Source organism: Pseudomonas huaxiensis, from assembly GCF_003231275.1.
In the GTDB taxonomy this organism is placed as follows: domain Bacteria; phylum Pseudomonadota; class Gammaproteobacteria; order Pseudomonadales; family Pseudomonadaceae; genus Aquipseudomonas; species Aquipseudomonas huaxiensis.
This window is the reverse complement of sequence record NZ_QKVL01000033.1, coordinates 24,251-45,237: the sequence shown is the minus strand read 5'-3', so window position 1 is coordinate 45,237 and position 20,987 is coordinate 24,251. Positions and strand designations below refer to the sequence as shown.

The following is a 20,987-nucleotide window of genomic DNA, read 5'->3' as shown; positions in this document are numbered from 1 at the left end:
TTTTGAGGTGAGCGCTACGGGCAGCATTCTCATGCTGCCCGTGGTCACGCTGGAATCAGCAGCTGTAGTACAGCTCGTATTCCAGTGGGTGTACGAAGGTGCGAACCTTGATTTCTTCTTCGGATTTCAGAGCGATGTAGGCATCGATGAAGTCGTCGGAGAACACGCCGCCCTTGGTCAGGAACGCGCGGCCCTTGTCCAGCTCTTCCAGGGCTTCTTTCAGGCTGCCACAAACCTGTGGAATTTCCTTGGCCTCTTCAGGCGGCAGGTCATACAGGTTCTTGTCGGCGGCATCGCCAGGGTGGATCTTGTTCTGGATACCGTCCAGGCCGGCCATCAGCAGTGCTGCGAAGGCCAGGTACGGGTTGGCAGCCGGATCCGGGAAGCGCGCTTCGATACGGCGGGCTTTCGGGCTGGAAACGTAAGGAATACGGATCGAGGCGGAACGGTTACGTGCCGAGTAGGCCAGCATTACCGGAGCTTCGAAGCCTGGAACCAGACGCTTGTAGGAGTTGGTCGAAGGGTTGGTGAAACCGTTCAGAGCCTTACCGTGCTTGATGATGCCGCCGATGAAGTACAGAGCGGTGTCGGACAGGCCGGCATAGCCTTCGCCAGCGAAGGTGTTCTTGCCGTCTTTCCAGATCGACATGTGAACGTGCATGCCCGAACCGTTGTCGCCGTACAGAGGCTTCGGCATGAAGGTCGCGGTGCGGCCGTAGGCATCGGCAACGTTGTGCACGACGTACTTCAGGGTTTGAACTTCGTCGGCTTTCTTCACCAGGGTGTTGAACTTGACGCCGATTTCGTTCTGGCCGGCAGTCGCCACTTCGTGGTGGTGAACTTCGACGGTCTGACCCATTTCTTCCAGTGCGTTGCACATGGCAGTACGGATTTCGTGGTCATGGTCGAACGGCGGAACAGGGAAGTAGCCGCCTTTGACGCCTGGACGGTGGCCTTTGTTGCCGCCTTCGACGTCCTGGTCGGACATCCAGGAACCTTGCTCGGAGAAGATCTTGAACATCGAGCCGGAGATGTCGGACTTGAACTTCACTTCGTCGAAGATGAAGAACTCTGGCTCTGGACCGGCGAATACGGTGTCACCGATCAGGGTGCTTTTCAGGTGCTCTTCAGCGCGCTTGGCGATCGCACGTGGGTCGCGGTCGTAGCCTTGCATGCTCGAAGGTTCGATGATGTCGCAGACCAGGATCAGGGTCGGCTCTTCGGTGAACGGGTCCAGAACGGCGGTATCGTCAACCGGCATCAGGATCATGTCGGAGGCTTCGATGCCTTTCCAGCCAGCGATGGAGGAACCATCGAACATCTTGCCGACTTCGAAGAAGTCGTCATCCAGCGCATCACGGGCTGGCATGGTCACGTGGTGCTGAGTGCCTTTGGTGTCAGTGAAGCGCAGATCAATCCATTTAACGTCATGATCTTTGATGAGTTGAACCGACTTCGACATAGTGTCCTCCGGGTGGGGTAGAGCTTGCCTGTGCAGCCCTTTAATTTGGGTGATGCCGGGCGCGAATACTCGGCCAAGGCAACCTGCCTCACAAGGGAGCAAATTGCATGCCAGTGCCCCGAAGTGGAATTTTTGCCCCAATCTCAAGCGTTTCAGGCGCTCCTGGCGGATTTCCGGCTTTTTTGTGCACTGTTTAGATGCGCAAATTTGTTTCGACGAACCAAAACAGTGCATGGAAAACCTTCTGTACAAAAGTTGGTCAAACCTTGAGCAATTTCCGCTATAATCCGCGCCCCCCTTTTTCGGCTGGCCACTCGCGCGCTGTTTTCATGAAACTAATCGTCAAAGTCTTCCCAGAAATCACCATTAAGAGCCGGCCGGTTCGCAAGCGTTTCATCCGTCAATTGGCCCGCAACATTCGCACCGTGCTCAAGGACCTCGATCCTGCGCTCGCGGTCGACGGTGTCTGGGACAACCTCGAGGTGGTTACCCGCATCGAAGACGAGAAGGTGCTGCGCGAGATGACCGAGCGCCTGAGCTGCACGCCGGGTATTGCGCATTTCCTGCAGGTTGATGAATACCCGCTGGGCGACTTCGACGATATCGTCGCCAAGTGCAAGGCGCACTTCGGCCACCTGCTGGCCGGCAAGCGCTTCGCCGTGCGCTGCAAGCGTGGCGGCCACCACGACTTCACCTCGATGGACGTCGACCGTTATGTTGGCAGCCAGTTGCGCCAGCAGTGCGGAGCCGCCGGCATCGACCTGCGCACCCCAGAAGTCCAGGTGCGCATCGAGATTCGTGACAAGCGCCTGTACGTGATCCACAACCAGCACAAAGGCATCGGCGGTTACCCGCTGGGCGCGCTGGAGCAGACCCTGGTGCTGATGTCCGGTGGTTTCGACTCCACCGTCGCCGCCTACCAGATGATGCGTCGCGGCCTGATGACCCATTTCTGCTTCTTCAACCTGGGTGGTCGCGCGCACGAACTGGGCGTAATGGAAGTTGCTCACTACCTCTGGAAGAAATACGGCAGCAGCCAGCGCGTGCTGTTTGTCAGCGTGCCGTTCGAGGAAGTGGTCGGCGAGATCCTCGGCAAGGTCGACAACAGTTATATGGGCGTGACCCTCAAGCGCATGATGCTGCGCGCCGCCAGCAACATCGCCGACCGCCTGCAGATCGATGCCCTGGTGACCGGTGAGGCCATTTCCCAGGTATCGAGCCAGACCCTGCCGAACCTCGCAGTGATCGACTCGGCCACCGAGAAGCTGGTACTGCGCCCACTACTGGCCAGCCACAAGCAAGACATCATCGACCAGGCCTACGAAATCGGCACCGCCGAATTCGCCAAGCACATGCCCGAATACTGCGGCGTGATTTCGGTGAACCCGACTACCTGTGCCAAGCGTCACCGTGTCGACCACGAAGAGAAGCAGTTCGACATGGCTGTGCTGGAGCGCGCCCTTGAGCGTGCTCGCCTGGTCTCGATCGACAACGTGATCGATGAACTTGGCCAGGATATCCAGATCGAAGAAGTCAGCCAGGCGCTGGCGGGGCACGTGGTGATCGATATTCGTCACCCCGACGCTCAGGAAGACCAGCCCCTGGAACTGGACGGCATCGAGGTCCAGGCCTTGCCGTTCTATGCCCTCAACAGTCGCTTCAAGGAACTGGATGCTACGCGCCAGTACCTGCTGTATTGCGACAAGGGTGTGATGAGCCGGCTGCACGCTCACCACTTGCTGAGTGAGGGACATGCCAATGTGCGCGTTTATCGTCCGACATAAGACGCCCGGGCTGTATGGCGGCAGTATCCGCCACCGCCCTCCCGACCGACGGGTCCGCTGAGCGCCGTTCATTCATATTCGCCACCTAGACTGGGTGGCAACCCGAATCCTCTGATCGAGATACACCACGTGATCGAAAATCTGCGCAACATCGCCATCATTGCCCACGTTGACCATGGTAAAACCACCCTGGTTGACAAACTCCTGCGTCAGTCCGGCACTCTGGAGCGTAACGAGCTCAACGACGAGCGCGTCATGGACTCCAACGACCAGGAAAAAGAGCGCGGCATTACCATTCTGGCGAAGAACACCGCCATCAACTGGAATGGCTACCACATCAACATCGTCGACACCCCCGGCCACGCCGACTTCGGCGGTGAAGTAGAGCGCGTGATGTCGATGGTCGACTCCGTTCTGCTGCTGGTCGACGCTCAAGACGGCCCTATGCCGCAAACCCGTTTCGTGACCAAGAAGGCTTTCGAAGCCGGTCTGAAGCCAATCGTCGTGATCAACAAGGTTGACCGTCCGGGCGCGCGTCCTGACTGGGTTCTGGACCAGATCTTCGACCTGTTCGACAACCTCGGTGCCACCGACGAACAGCTGGACTTCAAAGTCGTCTACGCCTCGGCCCTGAACGGCATTGCCGGTCTGGACCACGCCGAAATGGCCGAAGACATGACCCCGCTGTACCAGTCGATCGTCGACAACGTTCCAGCTCCGGCTGTTGACCGTGACGGTCCGTTCCAGATGCAAATCTCCGCTCTGGACTACAACAGCTTCCTCGGTGTTATCGGCGTTGGCCGTATCGCCCGTGGTCGCGTCAAGCCGAACACCCCGGTTGTCGCTATCGACACCAACGGCAAGAAGCGCAACGGCCGTATCCTGAAGCTGATGGGTCACCACGGTCTGCACCGTGTAGACGTTGAAGAAGCCCAGGCTGGCGACATCGTCTGCATCAGCGGTTTCGAAGAGCTGTTCATCTCCGACACCCTGTGCTCGCCAGATGCCGTTGAAGCGATGAAGCCACTGAGCGTCGACGAGCCGACCGTTTCCATGACCTTCCAGGTCAACGACTCGCCGTTCTGCGGTAAAGAAGGCAAGTTCGTGACTTCCCGTAACATCAAGGAACGTCTGGACAAAGAGCTGCTGTACAACGTTGCACTGCGCGTTGAAGAAGGCGACTCGGCTGACAAGTTCAAGGTTTCCGGTCGCGGTGAGCTGCACCTGTCGGTTCTGATCGAAACCATGCGTCGCGAAGGCTTCGAGATGGCTGTAGGCCGTCCTGAAGTAATCATCCGCGAAGTCAACGGTACCAAGCAGGAACCGTTCGAAAACGTCACCATCGACATCCCTGAAGAATCGCAGGGCAAGGTCATGGAAGAGATGGGTCTGCGTAAAGGCGACCTGACCAACATGTCCCCGGATGGCAAGGGCCGTGTACGTCTGGAATACAACATTCCAGCCCGTGGTCTGATCGGTTTCCGTAACCAGTTCCTGACCCTGACCAACGGTGCAGGCATCCTGACCTCGATCTTCGATCGCTACGACACCATGAAGTCCGGCCACATGTCCGGTCGTCAGAACGGCGTACTGGTTTCGGTCGAAACCGGCAAGGCCCTGACCTACTCCCTGGAAACCCTGCAGGCGCGCGGCAAGCTGTTCGTCGAGCACGGTCAGGAAATCTACAACGGTCAGATCGTTGGTCTGAACAGCCGTGACAACGACCTGGGTGTGAACCCAACCAAAGGCAAGAAGCTCGACAACATGCGCGCTTCGGGCAAGGACGAAACCATCGCCCTGGTTCCGCCGGTTCGTTTCACCCTGGAACAGGCTCTGGAATTCATCCAGGACGACGAGCTGTGCGAAGTGACTCCAAAGTCGATTCGTCTGCGCAAGAAAATCCTGGACGAAGGCGAGCGTACCCGCGCTGCCAAGAAGTCCAAAGCCAACTAATCCTGGCTTGAAATGAAAAAGCCCCCGGTCGAAAGGCCGGGGGCTTTTTTGTTTCTGCTGTTTATTGCCAGGGCTGCGTGAACTGTAGGAGCGAGCTTGCTCGCGAAGGACCGCGCAGCGGTCCCGAACCCTGATACACCAATACTGGCTTGACTGCGGCTCGTGCTGGATGGTTTTGGGACCGCTTTGCGGTCCTTCGCGAGCAAGCTCGCTCCTACACGGAGGGGGGTGTCAGCGAACCATCGGTTTCGGCTTGTACGCGCAATACCCCGGGCGCGGCCCGATCTTCGGGTGGTTGCGGCAGGTGTCCGGACGCTTGTCATAAATGGTGCACAGCCGGCTCTTGCGGTCCAGATAGAGGCAATCGTCGTTGCTCATCCGGGTCAGGGTGAAGATTCCCGACTTCTGGCTGAAGCGCTCGACGATGCCTTCCTTCTGCAGGCGCTTGGCAATGTTCTTCGGTGGCTCGCCCACTTCGAACTCATCGACCACGCCGATGCGGATCAAATCCTTCAACTTGACCTCCACCGGCAGGGTGCAGCAGGTGGACATGCAGCTACCGCACATGTGGCTGGCGTACTTCTGCCACGTCTCGAGACGGTCAAGCTCGGCGGCGGCGATCAGGGTCGGTTTCATCAGGGATCAGGCATATAGGTATAGGAAGGCGCGCGATCATACCGGAGTTGATCAATTTGTGAACAACCAATTGCGCGACAGCCGTCGGCCGGTCCCGCTCTTGCATCTTCTTTTCCCATGAAAGGTGCGAACCAGCGCCTACGCACTGTGTCGAACCGTCTAGGCTGTCAAATCTCCATCCGCAATCGTCATATTTGCCCGAGGACGTCGCATGTCTCAGGAAACAAACAATCGTGACGCAGAGGTGGCCGCGTTTCGCACCGCTGTGCTGGACAAACTGACCTATGCGGTCGGCAAGGACCCCGAACACGCCTTCGACCACGACTGGTTCGAAGCCATCGCCCTGGCCGCCAGGGACCACATGGTCGATCACTGGATGGACCACACCCGCCAGATCTACCGCAAGAGCCAGAAGCGGGTCTATTACCTCTCCCTCGAATTCCTGATCGGCCGTCTGCTCTACGACAGCCTGAGCAACCTCGGCCTGCTGGACGTCGCCCGCCAGGCGCTGGAAGGCCTCGATGTCGACCTGGAACGCATCCGCCTGCTGGAGCCCGATGCGGCGCTCGGTAATGGTGGCCTTGGCCGGCTGGCGGCGTGCTTCATGGAAAGCATGTCGACCCTCGGCATCGCCGCTCACGGCTACGGCATCCGCTACGAGCACGGCCTGTTTCGTCAGGCGGTGGTCGATGGCTGGCAGCAGGAGCAGACCGAGAACTGGCTGGATTTCGGTAACCCCTGGGAGTTCGAGCGGGCCGAGGTGATCTATCCGATCAGCTTCGGCGGCCGGGTCGAAACCGTGCACACTGGCGATGGCGAGCCGCGCCAGGTCTGGTGGCCGGCGGAAACGGTACGCGCGGTGGCGTACGACACGCCGGTGGTGGGCTGGCGCGGTTCCAGCGTCAACACTCTGCGCCTGTGGCGTGCGCGGGCGCTGGAGGAGCTGCACCTGGAGCGCTTCAACGCCGGCGACCACCTCGGTGCCGTGGCGGAAGTGGCCCGGGCCGAGAGCATCTCCCGCGTGCTGTACCCGGCCGACAGCACCGAGGCAGGCCAGGAACTGCGCCTGCGCCAGGAATACTTCTTTGTTTCGGCCTCGCTGCAAGACCTGCTGCGCCGCCACCTGAACATGCACGACACCTTGCTCAACCTGCCCGAGCAGGCGGCCATCCAGCTCAACGACACCCACCCCTCGATTGCCGTGGCTGAACTGATGCGGCTGCTGGTCGACCAGCACGAAGTGCCGTGGGAAACCGCCTGGCAGGTGACGGTGAACACCCTGGCCTACACCAACCACACCCTGCTGCCGGAGGCGCTGGAAACCTGGCCGGTGGGCCTGATGGAGCGCATGCTGCCGCGGCACATGCAGATCATCTACCTGATCAACGCCTTCCATATCGACGCGCTGCGGGCCAAAGGCATCCACGATTTCGACGTGCTGCGCGCGGTGTCGCTGATCGAGGAAGACAACGGCCGCCGGGTGCGCATGGGTAACCTGGCGTTCCTCGGTTCCCACAGCATCAACGGCGTGTCGGCGCTGCACACCAAGCTGATGCGCAGCACGGTGTTCGCCGAGCTGCACAAGCTCTACCCGGACCGCATCAACAACAAGACCAACGGCATCACCTTCCGCCGTTGGCTGTACCAGGCCAACCCGCGGCTTACCGGCATGCTGGTGGATGCTCTGGGCAAGGAGCTGCTGGACGACCCGGAAACCCTGCTACGCGGGCTGGAACCGTTCGCCGACAAACCGGCGTTCCGCAAGAAGTTCGCCGAGCAGCGGCTGCACAGCAAGCGCGTGCTGGCGAGCCTGATCCAGGAGCGGGTAGGGATTACCGTCAACCCCGAAGCGATGTTCGATGTGCAGGTCAAGCGCATCCATGAATACAAGCGCCAGTTGCTCAACCTGATGCACACCGTGGCCCTCTACCAGGCGATCCGCGCCGAGCCGGGCACCGACTGGGTGCCGCGGGTGAAGATCTTCGCGGGCAAGGCGGCGGCCAGTTATCACCAGGCCAAGTTGATCATCAAGCTGGCCAACGACATCGCCAAGGTGGTCAACAACGACCCGACCGTGCGCGGTCTGCTCAAGGTGGTGTTCCTGCCCAATTACAACGTCAGCCTGGCGGAAAGCATCATCCCGGCGGCGGACCTCTCCGAGCAGATTTCCACCGCCGGCTACGAGGCATCCGGCACCAGCAACATGAAGTTCGGCCTCAACGGCGCGCTGACCATCGGCACCCTCGACGGCGCCAACGTGGAGATGTGCGAGCAGGTGGGCGCCGACCACATGTTCATCTTCGGCCTGACCGCCCAGCAGGTGGAGGCGCGCAAGCGCAGTGGCGATTTCGGCGCCGGGGCCGCGCTGGGTGCTTCGCACCGGCTCAACGACGTGCTGCAGGCGATCCGTGGCGGGGTGTTCTCGCCGGACGATCCGGCGCGTTATGTCGGGCTGGTGGACTCGCTGGTGACCTACGACCGCTTCCTGCTTTGCGCCGATTTCGACGCCTACTGGGAAGCCCAGCGTCGGGTCGACGAGCTCTGGCACGAGCCCAATCGCTGGTGGCGCTCGGCGGTGCTCAACACCGCTCGCATGGGCTGGTTCTCCTCGGACCGGACCATCCGCGAATACGCCCGTGAAATCTGGACCGCGCTGGAGTGACCAGCGCCAACCCGGCGGACGGCATGAACTCGCGGGCCGATGTGCCGTCTGATCGGGCAAGCATGTCCTGGTGCTCGCCCGCGCTTCACTCTCCCTGTAAACTGCGTGGGTTTTTCTCTCCCCATTCCTTCGGAGCTATACATGTCCCGCGTTACCCTGAGTCGCTATCTGATTGAGCAGACCCGTAGCAACAGCACCCCTGCCGATCTGCGCTTCCTCATCGAAGTGGTGGCGCGCGCATGCAAGGAAATCAGCCACAACGTGTCCAAAGGCGCCCTGGGCGGCGTGTTGGGCAGCATGGGCACTGAAAACGTGCAGGGCGAAGTCCAGAAGAAACTGGACGTGATTTCCAACGACATCCTGCTCGAAGCCAACGAATGGGGCGGTCACCTGGCCGGCATGGCGTCCGAAGAAATGGACAATGCCTACCAGATCCCCGGCAAATACCCGAAAGGCGCCTACCTGCTGGTCTTCGACCCGCTGGACGGCTCGTCGAACATCGACGTCAACGTTTCCGTCGGCACCATCTTCTCGGTACTGCGTTGCCCGAACGAGTACCTGAGCCAGAACGAAAGCCTGAACGAAAAGGCCTTCCTGCAGCCAGGCACTGAGCAGGTCGCCGCCGGCTACGCGATCTACGGTCCGCAGACCATGTTGATCCTGACCCTGGGCAACGGCGTCAAAGGCTTCACCCTGGACCGTGAACTGGGCAGCTTCGTCCTGACCCACGAGAACATCAAGGTTCCGGAAACCACCGCCGAATTCGCCATCAACATGTCCAACCAGCGCCACTGGGAAGCCCCGGTCAAGCGCTACGTCGGCGAGTTGCTGGACGGTGAGACCGGCCCGCTGAAGAAAAACTACAACATGCGCTGGATCGCCTCGATGGTTGCCGACGTGCACCGCATCCTGACCCGCGGCGGCCTGTTCATGTACCCGCGCGACGCTCGCGAGCCTTCCAAGCCGGGCAAACTGCGCCTGATGTACGAAGCCAACCCGATGTCCTTCATCATCGAACAGGCCGGCGGCGCTTCCACCGACGGCAAACAGCGCATCCTCGACATCCAGCCGGAGAGCCTGCACCAGCGCGTGGCGGTGTTCCTCGGTTCGAAAGAAGAAGTCGAGCGCGTCACCGGTTATCACCAGGAGTAAACAGGTCATGCTCGCACCTTGGCAGCCGTTGCTGGAGTGGTGGTTCGGTTGGGGCACCAGCCCGCAGACCGTGGCTGACGAGAAGAGCACGCTGTGGTTCGGCAGGCAGCACGATGCCGAGGCGCAAGAGCGCTTCGGCGACCTGGTCGAGCAGGCGTTGGCCGGCGGTCTGGACGAGTGGCTGCAAAGCCCGCAGGGCTGGCTTGGCCTGGTCCTGTTGCTGGACCAGTTGCCGCGCATGATCCACCGCGACACACCGCGCGCCTTCGATGGCGACCGGCGTGCCCAGGTGCTGGTGATGCAGGGCCTGGACCGTGCGTGGGACTATCAACTGCTGCCGATCCAGCGGGTGTTCATCCTGCTGGTGCTGGAGCATGCCGAAGTGCTCGACTGGCAGAACATCAGCGTCGAGCGCTACCGGGCCTTGCTGGCGGGCCAGCCGGCCGAGCATCAGCGGTTGTTCGAAGGTTTCCTCGACTATGCCGAGCAGCACCAGCGGGTGATTGCCCGGTTCGGGCGCTTCCCGCACCGCAACCTGCTGCTGGGGCGGCCGAGTACCAGTGAGGAAATGGATTTTCTGCTGGAGCCTGGGTCCAGGTTCTGATCTGAAATCTCTGCTGTTCTTCAGGGCCCTATCGCTGCGGTTCGGCGCCCCGACAAGCCAGCTCCCACAGGTACGGTGCATGCCGATCCTGTGGGAGCTGGCCGGGCGGCGATCCGCTTGCCAGCGATTGAGCCCTGAAGCCCGCCTTAAATCCTGAAACTCCCCACCAGATGCTTCAACCGCTCGACCTGCTGCTCAAGGTCGTTACAGGCACGCAACGTTGCCTGCAGGTTTTCCACCCCTTCCTGATTCAGCGTATTGATCTCGGTGATGTCGACATTGATCGACTCCACCACGGCAGTCTGTTCCTCGGTGGCAGTCGCCACCGACTGGTTCATGCCGTCGATCTCGCCGATGCGCTGGGTCACGCTGCCCAGCCGTTCACCGGCCCGGTTGGCGATGCCGACGCTGTGCTGGCTGTGGTTCTGGCTCTCGGTCATGGTGCTCACCGCCACCTGCGCGCCGGCCTGCAGTTCTTCGATGATCCGTTGCACCTGCTGCGCCGAGTCCTGGGTGCGGTGGGCCAGATTGCGCACTTCGTCGGCTACCACCGCAAAACCACGCCCGGCCTCGCCAGCGCGAGCCGCTTCGATGGCGGCGTTGAGCGCCAGCAGGTTGGTCTGCTGGGAAATGCCGGTGATCACTTCGAGAATCTGACCGATGTTCACCGTGTTGGCGTTCAGCGTCTCGATGTTGCTGCACGAATCGCTGATCCGCGCCGACAGCTGGTTCATCACGTCGATGGTCTGGTTGACCACCTGCTGACCGTCTTCAGCCAGGCTGCGCGCGTCGCTCGAATGCTGCGAGGCGAGGGCGGCGTTCTGGGCGATTTCCTGGGCGGCGGCGCCCAGTTCGTTGATCGCCGCAGCAACGCTGTTGGTGCGGCTGGACTGCTGGTCGGCGTTGTGGATCGAGGCATTGGACGCGCTGACGACCCGCAGGGCGACTTCGTTGACCTGGCCGGTCGCCGAGGACACTTCGCGGATCGATTCGTGAATCCGCTCGACGAAGCGGTTGAACGACTGACCCAGCGTGCCGAATTCGTCGTGGGCATGAATGCTCAGACGCTTGGTCAGGTCACCCTTGCCCTCGGCGATGTCGTGCATGGCCCGGCCCATCACATGCAGCGGCTCCATCAGCACGCGGATCAGCAGGCCAAGCAGACCGATGATGATCAGCACTGCGGCGATGGTCGCCACCACGGCGGTGCTGCGTAGTTCACTGAGCATGGCGAACGCCGCGTCCTGGTCGAGCACCAGCGCGACATACCAGTCCGCCGACGGCACGCCGTCGATGTGGGTGAAGCTGATGAACTGCTTGCGGCCGTCGATCTCGACTTCCTTCAGCCCCTTGCCGATGACCGGCGCGCCCTGTGGATAAGCTTCGGCGAGGGCCTTCAGGGCCAGTTCGTTTTTGGGATGGATCAGGATCTTGCCGTCGCCGTTGACGATGAAGGCGTGGCCGTGGCCGTCGAAATTCAGCGAGTTGATGATGGCGCTGATGGTGTCCAGCGCGGTGTCGGCGCCGGCCACACCGATTGGCTTGCCAGCCTGTTGCACCGGCGTGGCGATGGTCACCACCAGTTTGCCCATGGAGGCGGAAACATAGGGTTCGGTGATCACGGTCTGGCCGGCGCTGCTGGCGCTCTTGTACCAGCCGCGCACGCGCGGGTCGTAGTCGGCCGCGCGGTTGCCGGCCGGCACCGACTGCATGCTGCCGTCCTGACCGCCGAAGTAGGTGAGGGCGAAGTTGCTGGCGTACACCGGCAGCGCCAGGCTGCGGCTCAGCGCGTCCTTGCCTGGGCCGTCGACGGCCACTTGCTGGGCGAAGGAGTTGAGCAACTGGATGCGGCTGTCCAGCCAGGTGCGGATGTTGCCCGCAGTGAGGCTGCCCAGTTCCTGCATCGAGGCTTCGGTGCTGCTGCGCAGCGACTGGCGCTGGCGGTAGTCGTTGAACAGGACGAAGCAGGTGAAGGCCACCACGACCACGAGGGCGGCGGCCAGCAGGATCTTGTGGCTGAATTTCAGGTTTTTAGTCATCGCAAGGTCACGGCAATCTACGAAGGGGGCGCGGCGATCCGCCGCAGCGTCTGTTGTGTCGTCAGGTGTAGGAAAAAGATTAATCGGTTCCGCAATCATTCGACCAATGGCAAAGGATTACGCTGATCTGAAAGCAGGACGCTTCGGGAACCGGAACGGGGTTTTTCCTTCTAAGCTCTCGACAGGCTGTAGTCCTGTCGCCTTTATTTTCAGGAGCACCCTTCATGTCGTTGCGTTCCCTCGCCTTGTTGTCCTTGTGCGTGTTGCTGGCTGCGTGCAGCAAACTCAACCAGGAAAACTATTCCAAACTCAAAACCGGTATGGACAAGGCCCAGGTCGAAGCCCTGCTGGGGAGTCCAACCGAGTGTTCCGGTGCGTTGGGTGTTTCCAGTTGTACCTGGGGTGATGAAAAGACCTTCATCAGTGTCCAGTACGCAGGTGACAAAGTGTTGATGTACGCGGGGCAGGGTCTGAAATGAAACACGTCTATCCACTGCTGGCCTTGTGCGCGGCACTGACACTGGGCGGTTGCGCCACGTCGGTGGCGGACGGGCCGCTGCCGCCGAAGACGGTGGGGCAGGTCGATCTCAAGCGTTACCAGGGCAAATGGTTCGAACTGGCGCGCTTGCCGATGTATTTCCAGCGTGATTGCGCCCAGTCCGAGGCGCACTACAACCTGCGCGCGGACGGCAGTGTCGGGGTGCTCAATCGTTGCCTGACCCTGCAAGGCGAGTGGCAGGAAGCCAGCGGCAGCGCCACGCCGCAAGTGCCGGGCAAGACCGACAAGCTCTGGGTGGAATTCGACAACTGGTTCTCGCGGCTGCTGCCGGGTGTGGCGAAAGGTGATTACTGGGTGCTGTATATCGGTGATGACTACCAGACCGCGCTGGTCGGCAACCCGGACCGCAAATACCTGTGGCTGCTGTCGCGCAAACCGACCGTGACGGCGGTGGAGCGGGAGAGCCTGCTGGCCAAGGCGCGGCAGCAGGGGTATGACACGACGCGGCTGATCTGGCGGGTTTCGGATCGGGATATGGCGCGTAAGCCTTGATCAATCTTCAGGGCCTCATCGCTTGTCAGCGATGAGGCCCTGAAATTCAACCCAGCAATTCCCTCAATACCCCGGCAAACGCCCGCGCACTGTCTTCCTGCCCGTCATGCCGACCCTCCCGTACCACCCAGGCGCCATTGACCATCACATCCCGCACCTGACGATCCCCGCCAGCGAACAGCCAGCGGTTGAGGATGTTGTCGTCACTGGCCGTCGCCAGATACGGGTCCAGCCCATCCAGCACAATCCAGTCCGCTCGTTTGCCCACCGCCAGTTCACCTACTGGTTGCCCCAGCGCCTGGGCGCCACCGCTCAGTGCCGCGTCAAACAGCGTGCGTCCGACCATCGGCTGGTTGGCGCCGTACAAGCGATTACGCCGCTGGTCGCGCAGGCGCTGGCCGTATTCCAGCCAGCGCAGTTCTTCCACCACGCTCAGTGACACATGGCTGTCAGAGCCGATGCCGAGGCGTCCGCCTTCAGCGAGGAAATCCACCGCCGGGAAGATACCGTCACCAAGGTTGGCCTCGGTGGTCAGGCACAAGCCGGCCACCGCGCCGCTGCGGGCCATGAGGCTGACTTCGCCGGCCTCGGCATGGGTCGCGTGGACCAGGCACCAGCGTGGATCGACCTCGACGTTTTCATATAGCCACTGCAACGGCCGGCGTCCGCTCCAGGCCAGGCAGTCGTCGACTTCCTTCTTTTGTTCGGCGATATGGATGTGCACCGGACAGGCGTTGTCGCTGGCCGCCATGACCGTGGCGATCTGCTCCGGCGTCACTGCGCGTAGTGAGTGGAAGCACAGCCCCAGCGTTTGCGCGGGCTGGGCGGCCAGCAGCGGTTTCAACCGGGATTGCAGGTCGAGGTACTGCTCGGTGCTGTTGATGAACCGCCGCTGGCCCTCATTTGGCGCCTGCCCGCCGAAGCCCGAGTGGCTGTAGAGCACCGGCAGCAGGGTCAGGCCGATACCGCTCTGCCGGGCTGCCGCGCTGATGCGTCGGGACAGCTCGGTCGGGTCGGCGTAGACGCTGCCTTGCGGGTCGTGGTGGACGTAATGGAATTCGGCGACCGAGGTGTAGCCGGCCTTGAGCATCTCGATATAGAGCTGGCGGGCGATGATTTCGAGCTGCTCGGGGCTGATCTTGCCGACCAGCCGATACATCAGTTCGCGCCAGGTCCAGAAGCTGTCGTTGGGATTGCCCGCCACTTCGGCAAGGCCGGCCATGGCGCGCTGGAACGCGTGGGAGTGCAGGTTGGGCATGCCTGGCAGCAGCGGTCCGTTCAGCTTTTCGGCGCCATCGGCCTCGGCATTGGCTTGTACCCGGGTCAGCAAACCGTCGGCGCCGACCTCGATTCGGACGTTTTCAGCCCAGCCGCTGGGCAACAGAGCGCGTTCGGCAAAGAAGACGGACATCGACACGACACCTCGTTTTGTTTATTTGTATATACATATACAGACGTTTGCCTGCTGGGTAAACTCCGGCAAGCTACCGTTCATTCAATAGAACAAGGACTTTTCCTGTGCCGAAACCTCCTGTCTCCACGCTGGTTGCCCAGATGGGCGAGGGGCCGGCGCCGCTGTATGCCCGGGTCAAACAGATGATCGTCCAGCAGATCGAGAACGGCACCTGGCCGCCGCACCACCGGGTGCCGTCGGAGAGCGAGCTGGTCAGTGAACTGGGCTTCAGCCGCATGACCATCAACCGTGCCCTGCGCGAACTCACCGCCGAAGGGCTGCTGGTGCGCATGCAGGGCGTCGGAACCTTCGTTGCCGAACCCAAGACCCGCTCGGCGCTGTTCGACGTGAACAACATCGCCGATGAAATCGCCGCCCGCGACCACCAGCACACCTGCCGCGTGGTGACCCTGACCGAAGAAGCCGCCGGTTCCGAGCGCGCCCTGGCGCTGGACATGCGCGAAGGCCAGCGGGTGTTCCATTCGCTGATCGTGCACTACGAAAACGGCGTGCCGGTGCAGATCGAAGACCGTTACGTCAACGCGCAGATCGCCCCCGACTACCTCCAGCAGGACTTCACCCGGCAAACGCCTTACGCCTATCTGTCCCAGGTCGCGCCGCTGACCGAGGGCGAGCATGTGGTCGAGGCGATTCTTGCCGAGCCGGACGAGTGCAAGCTGCTGCAGATCGAGCAGGGCGAACCCTGCCTGCTGATTCGCCGCCGCACCTGGTCCGGCCGCCAGCCGGTGACCGCCGCCCGCCTGATCCACCCAGGTTCCCGCCATCGCCTCGAAGGACGCTTCAGCAAATGACCGAGTTGACCCTGTTACGTGCCGCCGACTACCCGCGCATGCCCTGGAAGAACGGCGGCGGCAGCACCGAAGAAATCACTCGCGATGCCGGCGAAGGCCTCGACGGTTTCGGCTGGCGCCTGTCGATTGCCGATATCGAAGAGTCCGGTGGTTTCTCCAGCTTTGCCGGCTACCAGCGGATCATCACCGTGTTGCAGGGCGACGGTATGGTCCTGCAGGTAGATGGCCAGCAGAGCCGCGCATTGCTGCCGTTCGATGCCTACGTGTTCAGCGGCGAAAGCCAGGTCAGTTGCCGCCTGCTGGGCGATCCGATCCGTGACTTCAACCTCATCTACGCGCCGCAGCGTTACCATGCGCGCCTGCAGTGGTTCAGCGGTTACAGCCGGGTGTTCAGCTCGGCCAGCACGGTGTTGCTGTTCAGCGCCCAGTCCGCGCTGGACGTCGGCATCAGCGGCCATCCGCTGCAAACCCTTGGTCTGTATGACTGCCTTTACCTGCACGACAACACGCAATTGCGCGAGCTGGATATCACCGGCCGTTGCTGCCTGATCGAACTCATTCCTGTTTCCGTGTAACGCACCACGCCCGCACATTTTGTTACCGAATGCCCCAAGGTGGCGCAATGCCGCCTTGGTCCTCGCCCCACCCTCCGCTGTCTCCCAACCTTATCTGCAAGATTTCCTCGCCTTGATCCACAAGGGTTTGAAGCCCCTGCGGGAATTTTTTCATCAAGCGTTTTGCGGACTTGGCAATTCAATTGCATATGCTTGTATGTACAAGTAAAGATGTGTGCGTATGAGTGGATAGGCCGTCCCCTCCACGCTGTTCGTAAAACGGTTATCACCGCTGGCCCACTGCCTGGGTTGGGATTGGATAGATGCTCGAGGAGCCCTTTCGTGACTGACAACAACCTGAACAAATTCCGTGATGTCGAAATCCGTGCACCCCGCGGCAACAAGCTGACCGCCAAAAGCTGGCTGACCGAAGCGCCGCTGCGCATGTTGATGAACAACCTCGACCCGGAAGTGGCGGAGAACCCGAAGGAACTGGTGGTGTACGGCGGCATCGGCCGCGCCGCACGCAACTGGGCGTGCTACGACAAGATTGTCGAGAGCCTGACCAACCTGAATGACGACGAAACCCTGCTGGTGCAATCGGGCAAGCCGGTCGGCGTGTTCAAGACCCACGCCAACGCGCCGCGTGTGCTGATCGCCAACTCCAACCTGGTGCCGCACTGGGCCACGTGGGAACACTTCAACGAACTGGATGCCAAGGGCCTGGCCATGTATGGCCAGATGACCGCCGGTAGCTGGATCTACATCGGCAGCCAGGGCATCGTTCAGGGCACCTACGAAACCTTCGTCGAAGCCGGTCGCCAACACTACAACGGCAGCCTCAAGGGCAAGTGGGTACTGACCGCCGGCCTCGGCGGCATGGGCGGCGCCCAGCCACTGGCCGCGACCCTGGCCGGCGCCTCTTCGCTGAACATCGAATGCCAGCAGAGCCGCATCGACTTCCGCCTGAGCAGCCGCTACGTCGACGAACAGGCCAACGACCTGGATGACGCCCTGGCGCGCATCGCCAAATACACCGCCGAAGGCAAGGCTATTTCCATCGCGCTGCTGGGCAACGCCGCCGAAATTCTGCCGGAACTGGTCAAGCGCGGCGTGCGCCCGGACATGGTCACCGACCAGACCAGCGCCCACGACCCGCTCAACGGCTACCTGCCAGCCGGCTGGAGCTGGGACGAGTACCGCGACCGCGCCAGGACCGAGCCGGCCGCGGTGGTCAAAGCCGCCAAGCAATCCATGGCCGTGCACGTCCAGGCCATGCTCGACTTCCAGAAACAGGGCATCCCGACCTTCGACTACGGTAACAACATCCGCCAGATGGCCAAGGAAGAGGGCGTCGCCAATGCCTTCGACTTCCCAGGCTTCGTGCCGGCCTACATCCGTCCGCTGTTCTGCCGCGGCATCGGGCCGTTCCGCTGGGCCGCGCTGTCGGGCAACGCCGAAGACATCTACAAGACCGACGCCAAGGTCAAGGAACTGATCCCGGACGACGCCCACCTTCACAACTGGCTGGACATGGCGCGCGAGCGCATCAGCTTCCAGGGTCTGCCGGCCCGTATCTGCTGGGTTGGCCTGGGCCAGCGCGCCAAGCTGGGCCTGGCGTTCAACGAAATGGTCCGTCGCGGTGAGCTGTCCGCGCCTATCGTTATCGGTCGCGACCACCTGGACTCCGGTTCGGTATCGAGCCCGAACCGTGAAACCGAGTCGATGAAAGACGGTTCCGACGCTGTGTCCGACTGGCCGCTGCTCAACGCCCTGCTGAACACCGCCAGCGGCGCGACCTGGGTTTCGCTGCACCACGGTGGTGGCGTAGGCATGGGCTTCTCGCAGCACTCGGGCATGGTGATCGTCTGTGACGGTACCGACGAGGCCGCCGAGCGTATCGCCCGCGTACTGACCAACGACCCGGGCACCGGCGTGATGCGTCATGCCGATGCCGGTTATGACATTGCTATCGAGTGTGCCAAAGAGCAGGGCCTGAACCTGCCGATGATCACCGGCTGATCCGCGTCGCGGGGGCCTCTACCGGTGGCCCCCGCCGCGGCGTTTCATGGAAGGGACGACCGGACGCCTGGCTGAAAGGCCGCTGAACTGCCGATATCCACTTTCCTGTTTGGGAGCGTCATGCAATGAAAACCAACAAGACCCTGCTTGCGTCGCTGTGTGCCCTTGGCCTGTTGAGTCTCTCGGGGGGCAGTCAGGCCGCGGGCTGGTGCGAATCCGGCAAACCGGTGAAGTTCGCCGGGCTGAACTGGGAAAGCGGCATGCTGCTGACCGACGTCATGCAGTTCGTGCTGAAGAACGGCTACGGCTGCGAAACCGACAGCTTGCCGGGTAACTCCATCACCATGGAAAACGCCCTGGGCACCAACGATATCCAGGTGTTCGCCGAAGAGTGGGTGGGCCGCAGCGAGGTCTGGAAGAAGGCCGAGACCGCCGGCAAGGTAGTCGGCGTCGGCGCGCCGGTGGTAGGTGCAGTGGAAGGCTGGTACGTGCCGCGCTACGTGATCGAGGGCGATGCCAAGCGCAAGCTCGAAGCCAAGGCGCCTGACCTCAAGGCCATCGCTGACCTGGGCCGCTACGCGTCGGTCTTCAAAGACCCGGAAGAGCCTGGCAAAGGCCGCTTCTACAATTGCCCGGCGGGCTGGACCTGCGAACTGGACAACAGCGAAATGCTCAAGGACTACGGCCTTGAGTCGAGCTACACCAATTTCCGTCCGGGCACCGGCCCGGCCCTGGATGCGGCGGTGCTGTCGAGCTACAAGCGTGGCGAGCCGATCCTCTTCTACTACTGGACGCCAACCCCGCTGATGGGCCAGGTCGACCTGGTCAAACTGGACGAGAAACCCGGCGTCGACAAGACCGTGAGCATCAAGGTCGGCCTGTCCAAGGCGTTCCACGAACAGGCGCCGGAACTGGTCGCCGTGCTGGAAAAGGTCAACCTGCCGATCGACCTGCTGAACCAGAATCTGGCGCGCATGACCAAAGAGCGGATCGAGTCGCCGAAACTGGCGAAAGCCTTCCTCAAGGAACATCCTGAAATCTGGCATGCGTGGGTCAGCGAAGAGGCGGCGAAGAAAATCGACGCAGCGCTCTGAGCTACTCCTTCTACCTGACGAGTGAACCCTATGTTCCCCGAAAACTTTACCTTCTCCATCGCCGACTGGGTCAACGGCTGGGTCGATGCGCTGGTGACCAACTACGGTGATGTGTTCCGGCAGATCTCCGACACCCTGCTCTGGGCCATCGTCAACCTCGAAGGCCTGCTGCGCGCCACGCCGTGGTGGCTGATGCTGGCGATCGTCGGCGCCATTGCCTGGCACGCGACCCGACGCATCCTGCCGACCGTGGTGATCGTCGGCCTGCTGTTCCTGGTGGGGGCGGTGGGGCTCTGGGACAAACTGATGCAGACCCTGGCGCTGATGCTGGTGGCGACGCTGATCTCGGTGCTGATCGGCATCCCGCTGGGGATCCTGTCAGCCCGCAGCAACCGCCTGCGCGCGGTGCTGATGCCGTTGCTGGACATCATGCAGACCATGCCCAGCTTCGTGTACCTGATCCCGGTGCTGATGCTGTTCGGCCTGGGCAAGGTGCCGGCGATCTTCGCCACGGTGATCTACGCCGCGCCGCCGCTGATCCGCCTGACCGACCTCGGCATCCGTCAGGTCGATGGCGAAGTCATGGAAGCGATCAACGCCTTCGGTGCCAACCGCTGGCAGCAACTGTTCGGCGTGCAACTGCCGCTGGCCCTGCCAAGCATCATGGCGGGGATCAACCAGACCACCATGATGGCGCTGTCGATGGTGGTGATCGCCTCGATGATCGGTGCCCGTGGCCTGGGTGAAGACGTGCTGGTGGGCATCCAGACCCTGAACGTCGGCCGTGGCCTGGAAGCGGGCCTGGCAATCGTGATTCTCGCGGTGGTGATCGACCGTATTACCCAGGCCTACGGCCGGGCGCGGCATGAGGTGAGTAAATGAATACCCAGGCGATGAACAAGATCGAAGTGAAGAACGTCTTCAAGATCTTCGGCCAGCGCGCCGACGAAGCGCTGCAACTGATTCGCGAGTCCCACAGCAAGGAACAGGTACTGTCGAAAACCGGCTGCGTGGTGGGGGTCAATGACCTGTCGCTGTCCATCGGCGCCGGCGAAATCTTCGTCATCATGGGCTTGTCCGGTTCCGGAAAATCGACCCTGGTGCGCCACTTCAACCGCCTGATCGACCCCACCAGCGGAGCGATCCTGGTGGATGGCGAAGACATCATGCAGTACGACATGGAAGCCCTGCGCCAGTTTCGCCGGCGCAAGATCAGCATGGTCTTCCAGAGCTTCGGCCTGCTGCCGCACAAGACCGTGCTCGATAACGTCGCCTACGGCCTCAAGGTCCGCGGCGAGAGCAAGCAACTGTGCGCCGACCGCGCCCAGCACTGGATCACCACCGTGGGCCTGAAGGGCTACGAGAAGTCCTATCCGCACCAGCTTTCCGGTGGCATGCGCCAACGTGTCGGCCTGGCCCGGGCCCTCGCGGCGGACACCGACATCATCCTCATGGACGAAGCCTTCAGCGCCCTCGACCCGCTGATCCGCGCCGAAATGCAGGACCAGCTCCTGGAGCTGCAAAAGACCCTGCACAAGACCATCGTGTTCATTACCCATGACCTCGATGAAGCCGTGCGCATCGGCAACCGCATCGCGATCCTCAAGGATGGCCGCCTGATCCAGGTCGGCACGCCGCGAGAAATCCTCCACAACCCCGCGGACGAGTACGTCGACCGTTTCGTCCAGCGCCGCGCCGCCACTGTATGA

At 61.8% G+C, this 20,987-nt stretch carries 17 protein-coding genes and 1 pseudogene; 13 read left to right on the top strand and 5 right to left on the bottom strand.

Annotated elements, in window-relative coordinates; all coding sequences use genetic code 11:
- Positions 1 to 55: 55 nt before the first annotated feature.
- Positions 56 to 1,462, bottom strand: coding sequence for a type I glutamate--ammonia ligase (gene glnA, locus DM374_RS25230; protein WP_095155806.1), 1,407 nt, complete (start codon positions 1,460 to 1,462; stop codon positions 56 to 58).
- 329 nt (positions 1,463 to 1,791) lie between these two features.
- Here glnA and thiI point away from each other — a divergent pair, with 329 nt between their 5' ends.
- Positions 1,792 to 3,246: a tRNA uracil 4-sulfurtransferase ThiI gene (gene thiI, locus DM374_RS25220; protein WP_095155807.1), complete on the top strand. Its 1,455-nt coding sequence runs from the start codon at positions 1,792 to 1,794 to the stop codon at positions 3,244 to 3,246.
- A 129-nt stretch (positions 3,247 to 3,375) separates the two neighbouring features.
- Positions 3,376 to 5,199 (top strand): translational GTPase TypA, encoded by a 1,824-nt coding sequence (gene typA, locus DM374_RS25215; protein WP_110972314.1) that lies wholly within the window; start codon positions 3,376 to 3,378, stop codon positions 5,197 to 5,199.
- A gap of 231 nt (positions 5,200 to 5,430) precedes the next feature.
- Here the strand turns inward: typA and DM374_RS25210 are convergent, their stop codons facing one another.
- Complete coding sequence (locus DM374_RS25210; protein WP_110972313.1) at positions 5,431 to 5,835, bottom strand: YkgJ family cysteine cluster protein; 405 nt, start codon at positions 5,833 to 5,835, stop codon at positions 5,431 to 5,433.
- 211 nt (positions 5,836 to 6,046) lie between these two features.
- Here DM374_RS25210 and DM374_RS25205 point away from each other — a divergent pair, with 211 nt between their 5' ends.
- The 3 genes from DM374_RS25205 (at position 6,047) to DM374_RS25195 (ending at position 10,253) form a co-directional block, all read left to right on the top strand.
- Positions 6,047 to 8,497 carry a glycogen/starch/alpha-glucan phosphorylase gene (locus tag DM374_RS25205; RefSeq protein ID WP_110972312.1) on the top strand — a complete coding sequence of 817 codons (2,451 nt, stop codon included), beginning with the start codon at positions 6,047 to 6,049 and terminating at the stop codon, positions 8,495 to 8,497.
- A 141-nt stretch (positions 8,498 to 8,638) separates the two neighbouring features.
- A complete protein-coding gene (locus tag DM374_RS25200) occupies positions 8,639 to 9,649 on the top strand; it encodes a class 1 fructose-bisphosphatase (RefSeq protein WP_095155811.1) in 1,011 nt (336 codons plus the stop codon).
- A 7-nt stretch (positions 9,650 to 9,656) separates the two neighbouring features.
- A complete protein-coding gene (locus DM374_RS25195; RefSeq protein ID WP_110972311.1) occupies positions 9,657 to 10,253 on the top strand; it encodes a DUF924 family protein in 597 nt (198 codons plus the stop codon).
- Positions 10,254 to 10,399: 146 nt separating this feature from the next.
- Here the strand turns inward: DM374_RS25195 and DM374_RS34505 are convergent, their stop codons facing one another.
- Positions 10,400 to 11,230 (bottom strand): methyl-accepting chemotaxis protein, encoded by an 831-nt coding sequence (locus DM374_RS34505; protein ID WP_404821379.1) that lies wholly within the window; start codon positions 11,228 to 11,230, stop codon positions 10,400 to 10,402.
- Positions 11,231 to 11,254: 24 nt separating this feature from the next.
- Positions 11,255 to 12,292: pseudogene (locus DM374_RS34500) on the bottom strand (HAMP domain-containing protein); the annotation flags it as partial.
- 224 nt (positions 12,293 to 12,516) lie between these two features.
- Between DM374_RS34500 and bamE the strand changes: the two are divergent.
- Both bamE and DM374_RS25180 read left to right on the top strand, forming a co-directional pair.
- Positions 12,517 to 12,771 (top strand): outer membrane protein assembly factor BamE domain-containing protein, encoded by a 255-nt coding sequence (gene bamE / locus DM374_RS25185; RefSeq protein WP_095155814.1) that lies wholly within the window; start codon positions 12,517 to 12,519, stop codon positions 12,769 to 12,771.
- The gene (locus DM374_RS25180; protein ID WP_110972309.1) at positions 12,768 to 13,343 is read left to right on the top strand and encodes a lipocalin family protein; all 576 of its coding nucleotides are present in this window, start codon (positions 12,768 to 12,770) and stop codon (positions 13,341 to 13,343) included. The genes bamE and DM374_RS25180 overlap by 4 nt, the downstream gene beginning before the upstream one ends.
- A gap of 46 nt (positions 13,344 to 13,389) precedes the next feature.
- Here the strand turns inward: DM374_RS25180 and DM374_RS25175 are convergent, their stop codons facing one another.
- Positions 13,390 to 14,754 (bottom strand): formimidoylglutamate deiminase, encoded by a 1,365-nt coding sequence (locus tag DM374_RS25175; RefSeq protein WP_110972308.1) that lies wholly within the window; start codon positions 14,752 to 14,754, stop codon positions 13,390 to 13,392.
- Positions 14,755 to 14,897: 143 nt separating this feature from the next.
- On the opposite strand from DM374_RS25175, the gene hutC reads away from it, so the two are divergent.
- From hutC to DM374_RS25145, 6 genes are all read left to right on the top strand, one after another.
- On the top strand, positions 14,898 to 15,608 hold the full coding sequence (gene hutC, locus DM374_RS25170) for a histidine utilization repressor (protein ID WP_177431605.1): 711 nt from the start codon (positions 14,898 to 14,900) through the stop codon (positions 15,606 to 15,608).
- Positions 15,605 to 16,183, top strand: a complete 579-nt coding sequence (locus DM374_RS25165; RefSeq protein ID WP_110972307.1) for a HutD/Ves family protein — start codon at positions 15,605 to 15,607, stop codon at positions 16,181 to 16,183. Before hutC ends, DM374_RS25165 begins: the two co-directional genes overlap by 4 nt.
- A gap of 321 nt (positions 16,184 to 16,504) precedes the next feature.
- Positions 16,505 to 18,184: a urocanate hydratase gene (gene hutU / locus DM374_RS25160; RefSeq protein WP_110972306.1), complete on the top strand. Its 1,680-nt coding sequence runs from the start codon at positions 16,505 to 16,507 to the stop codon at positions 18,182 to 18,184.
- Positions 18,185 to 18,309: 125 nt separating this feature from the next.
- Entirely contained in the window at positions 18,310 to 19,278 is a 969-nt protein-coding gene (locus DM374_RS25155; protein WP_110972305.1) for an ABC transporter substrate-binding protein, read from the top strand.
- A 30-nt stretch (positions 19,279 to 19,308) separates the two neighbouring features.
- The gene (locus DM374_RS25150) at positions 19,309 to 20,160 is read left to right on the top strand and encodes an ABC transporter permease (protein ID WP_095155821.1); all 852 of its coding nucleotides are present in this window, start codon (positions 19,309 to 19,311) and stop codon (positions 20,158 to 20,160) included.
- Positions 20,157 to 20,987: a quaternary amine ABC transporter ATP-binding protein gene (locus DM374_RS25145; RefSeq protein ID WP_110972304.1), complete on the top strand. Its 831-nt coding sequence runs from the start codon at positions 20,157 to 20,159 to the stop codon at positions 20,985 to 20,987. The genes DM374_RS25150 and DM374_RS25145 overlap by 4 nt, the downstream gene beginning before the upstream one ends.

Coding starts and splice junctions, on each gene's coding strand:
- DM374_RS25200 (WP_095155811.1), top strand. CDS start 8,639: ATGTCCCGCGTTACCCTGAGTCGCTATCTGATTGAGCAGACCCGTAGC.
- DM374_RS25195 (WP_110972311.1), top strand. CDS start 9,657: ATGCTCGCACCTTGGCAGCCGTTGCTGGAGTGGTGGTTCGGTTGGGGC.
- bamE (WP_095155814.1), top strand. CDS start 12,517: ATGTCGTTGCGTTCCCTCGCCTTGTTGTCCTTGTGCGTGTTGCTGGCT.
- DM374_RS25155 (WP_110972305.1), top strand. CDS start 18,310: ATGAAAACCAACAAGACCCTGCTTGCGTCGCTGTGTGCCCTTGGCCTG.
- DM374_RS25150 (WP_095155821.1), top strand. CDS start 19,309: ATGTTCCCCGAAAACTTTACCTTCTCCATCGCCGACTGGGTCAACGGC.
- DM374_RS25205 (WP_110972312.1), top strand. CDS start 6,047: ATGTCTCAGGAAACAAACAATCGTGACGCAGAGGTGGCCGCGTTTCGC.
- DM374_RS25175 (WP_110972308.1), bottom strand. CDS start 14,754: ATGTCCGTCTTCTTTGCCGAACGCGCTCTGTTGCCCAGCGGCTGGGCT.
- hutC (WP_177431605.1), top strand. CDS start 14,898: ATGGGCGAGGGGCCGGCGCCGCTGTATGCCCGGGTCAAACAGATGATC.
- DM374_RS25165 (WP_110972307.1), top strand. CDS start 15,605: ATGACCGAGTTGACCCTGTTACGTGCCGCCGACTACCCGCGCATGCCC.
- DM374_RS25210 (WP_110972313.1), bottom strand. CDS start 5,835: ATGAAACCGACCCTGATCGCCGCCGCCGAGCTTGACCGTCTCGAGACG.
- DM374_RS25180 (WP_110972309.1), top strand. CDS start 12,768: ATGAAACACGTCTATCCACTGCTGGCCTTGTGCGCGGCACTGACACTG.
- DM374_RS25145 (WP_110972304.1), top strand. CDS start 20,157: ATGAATACCCAGGCGATGAACAAGATCGAAGTGAAGAACGTCTTCAAG.
- thiI (WP_095155807.1), top strand. CDS start 1,792: ATGAAACTAATCGTCAAAGTCTTCCCAGAAATCACCATTAAGAGCCGG.
- glnA (WP_095155806.1), bottom strand. CDS start 1,462: ATGTCGAAGTCGGTTCAACTCATCAAAGATCATGACGTTAAATGGATT.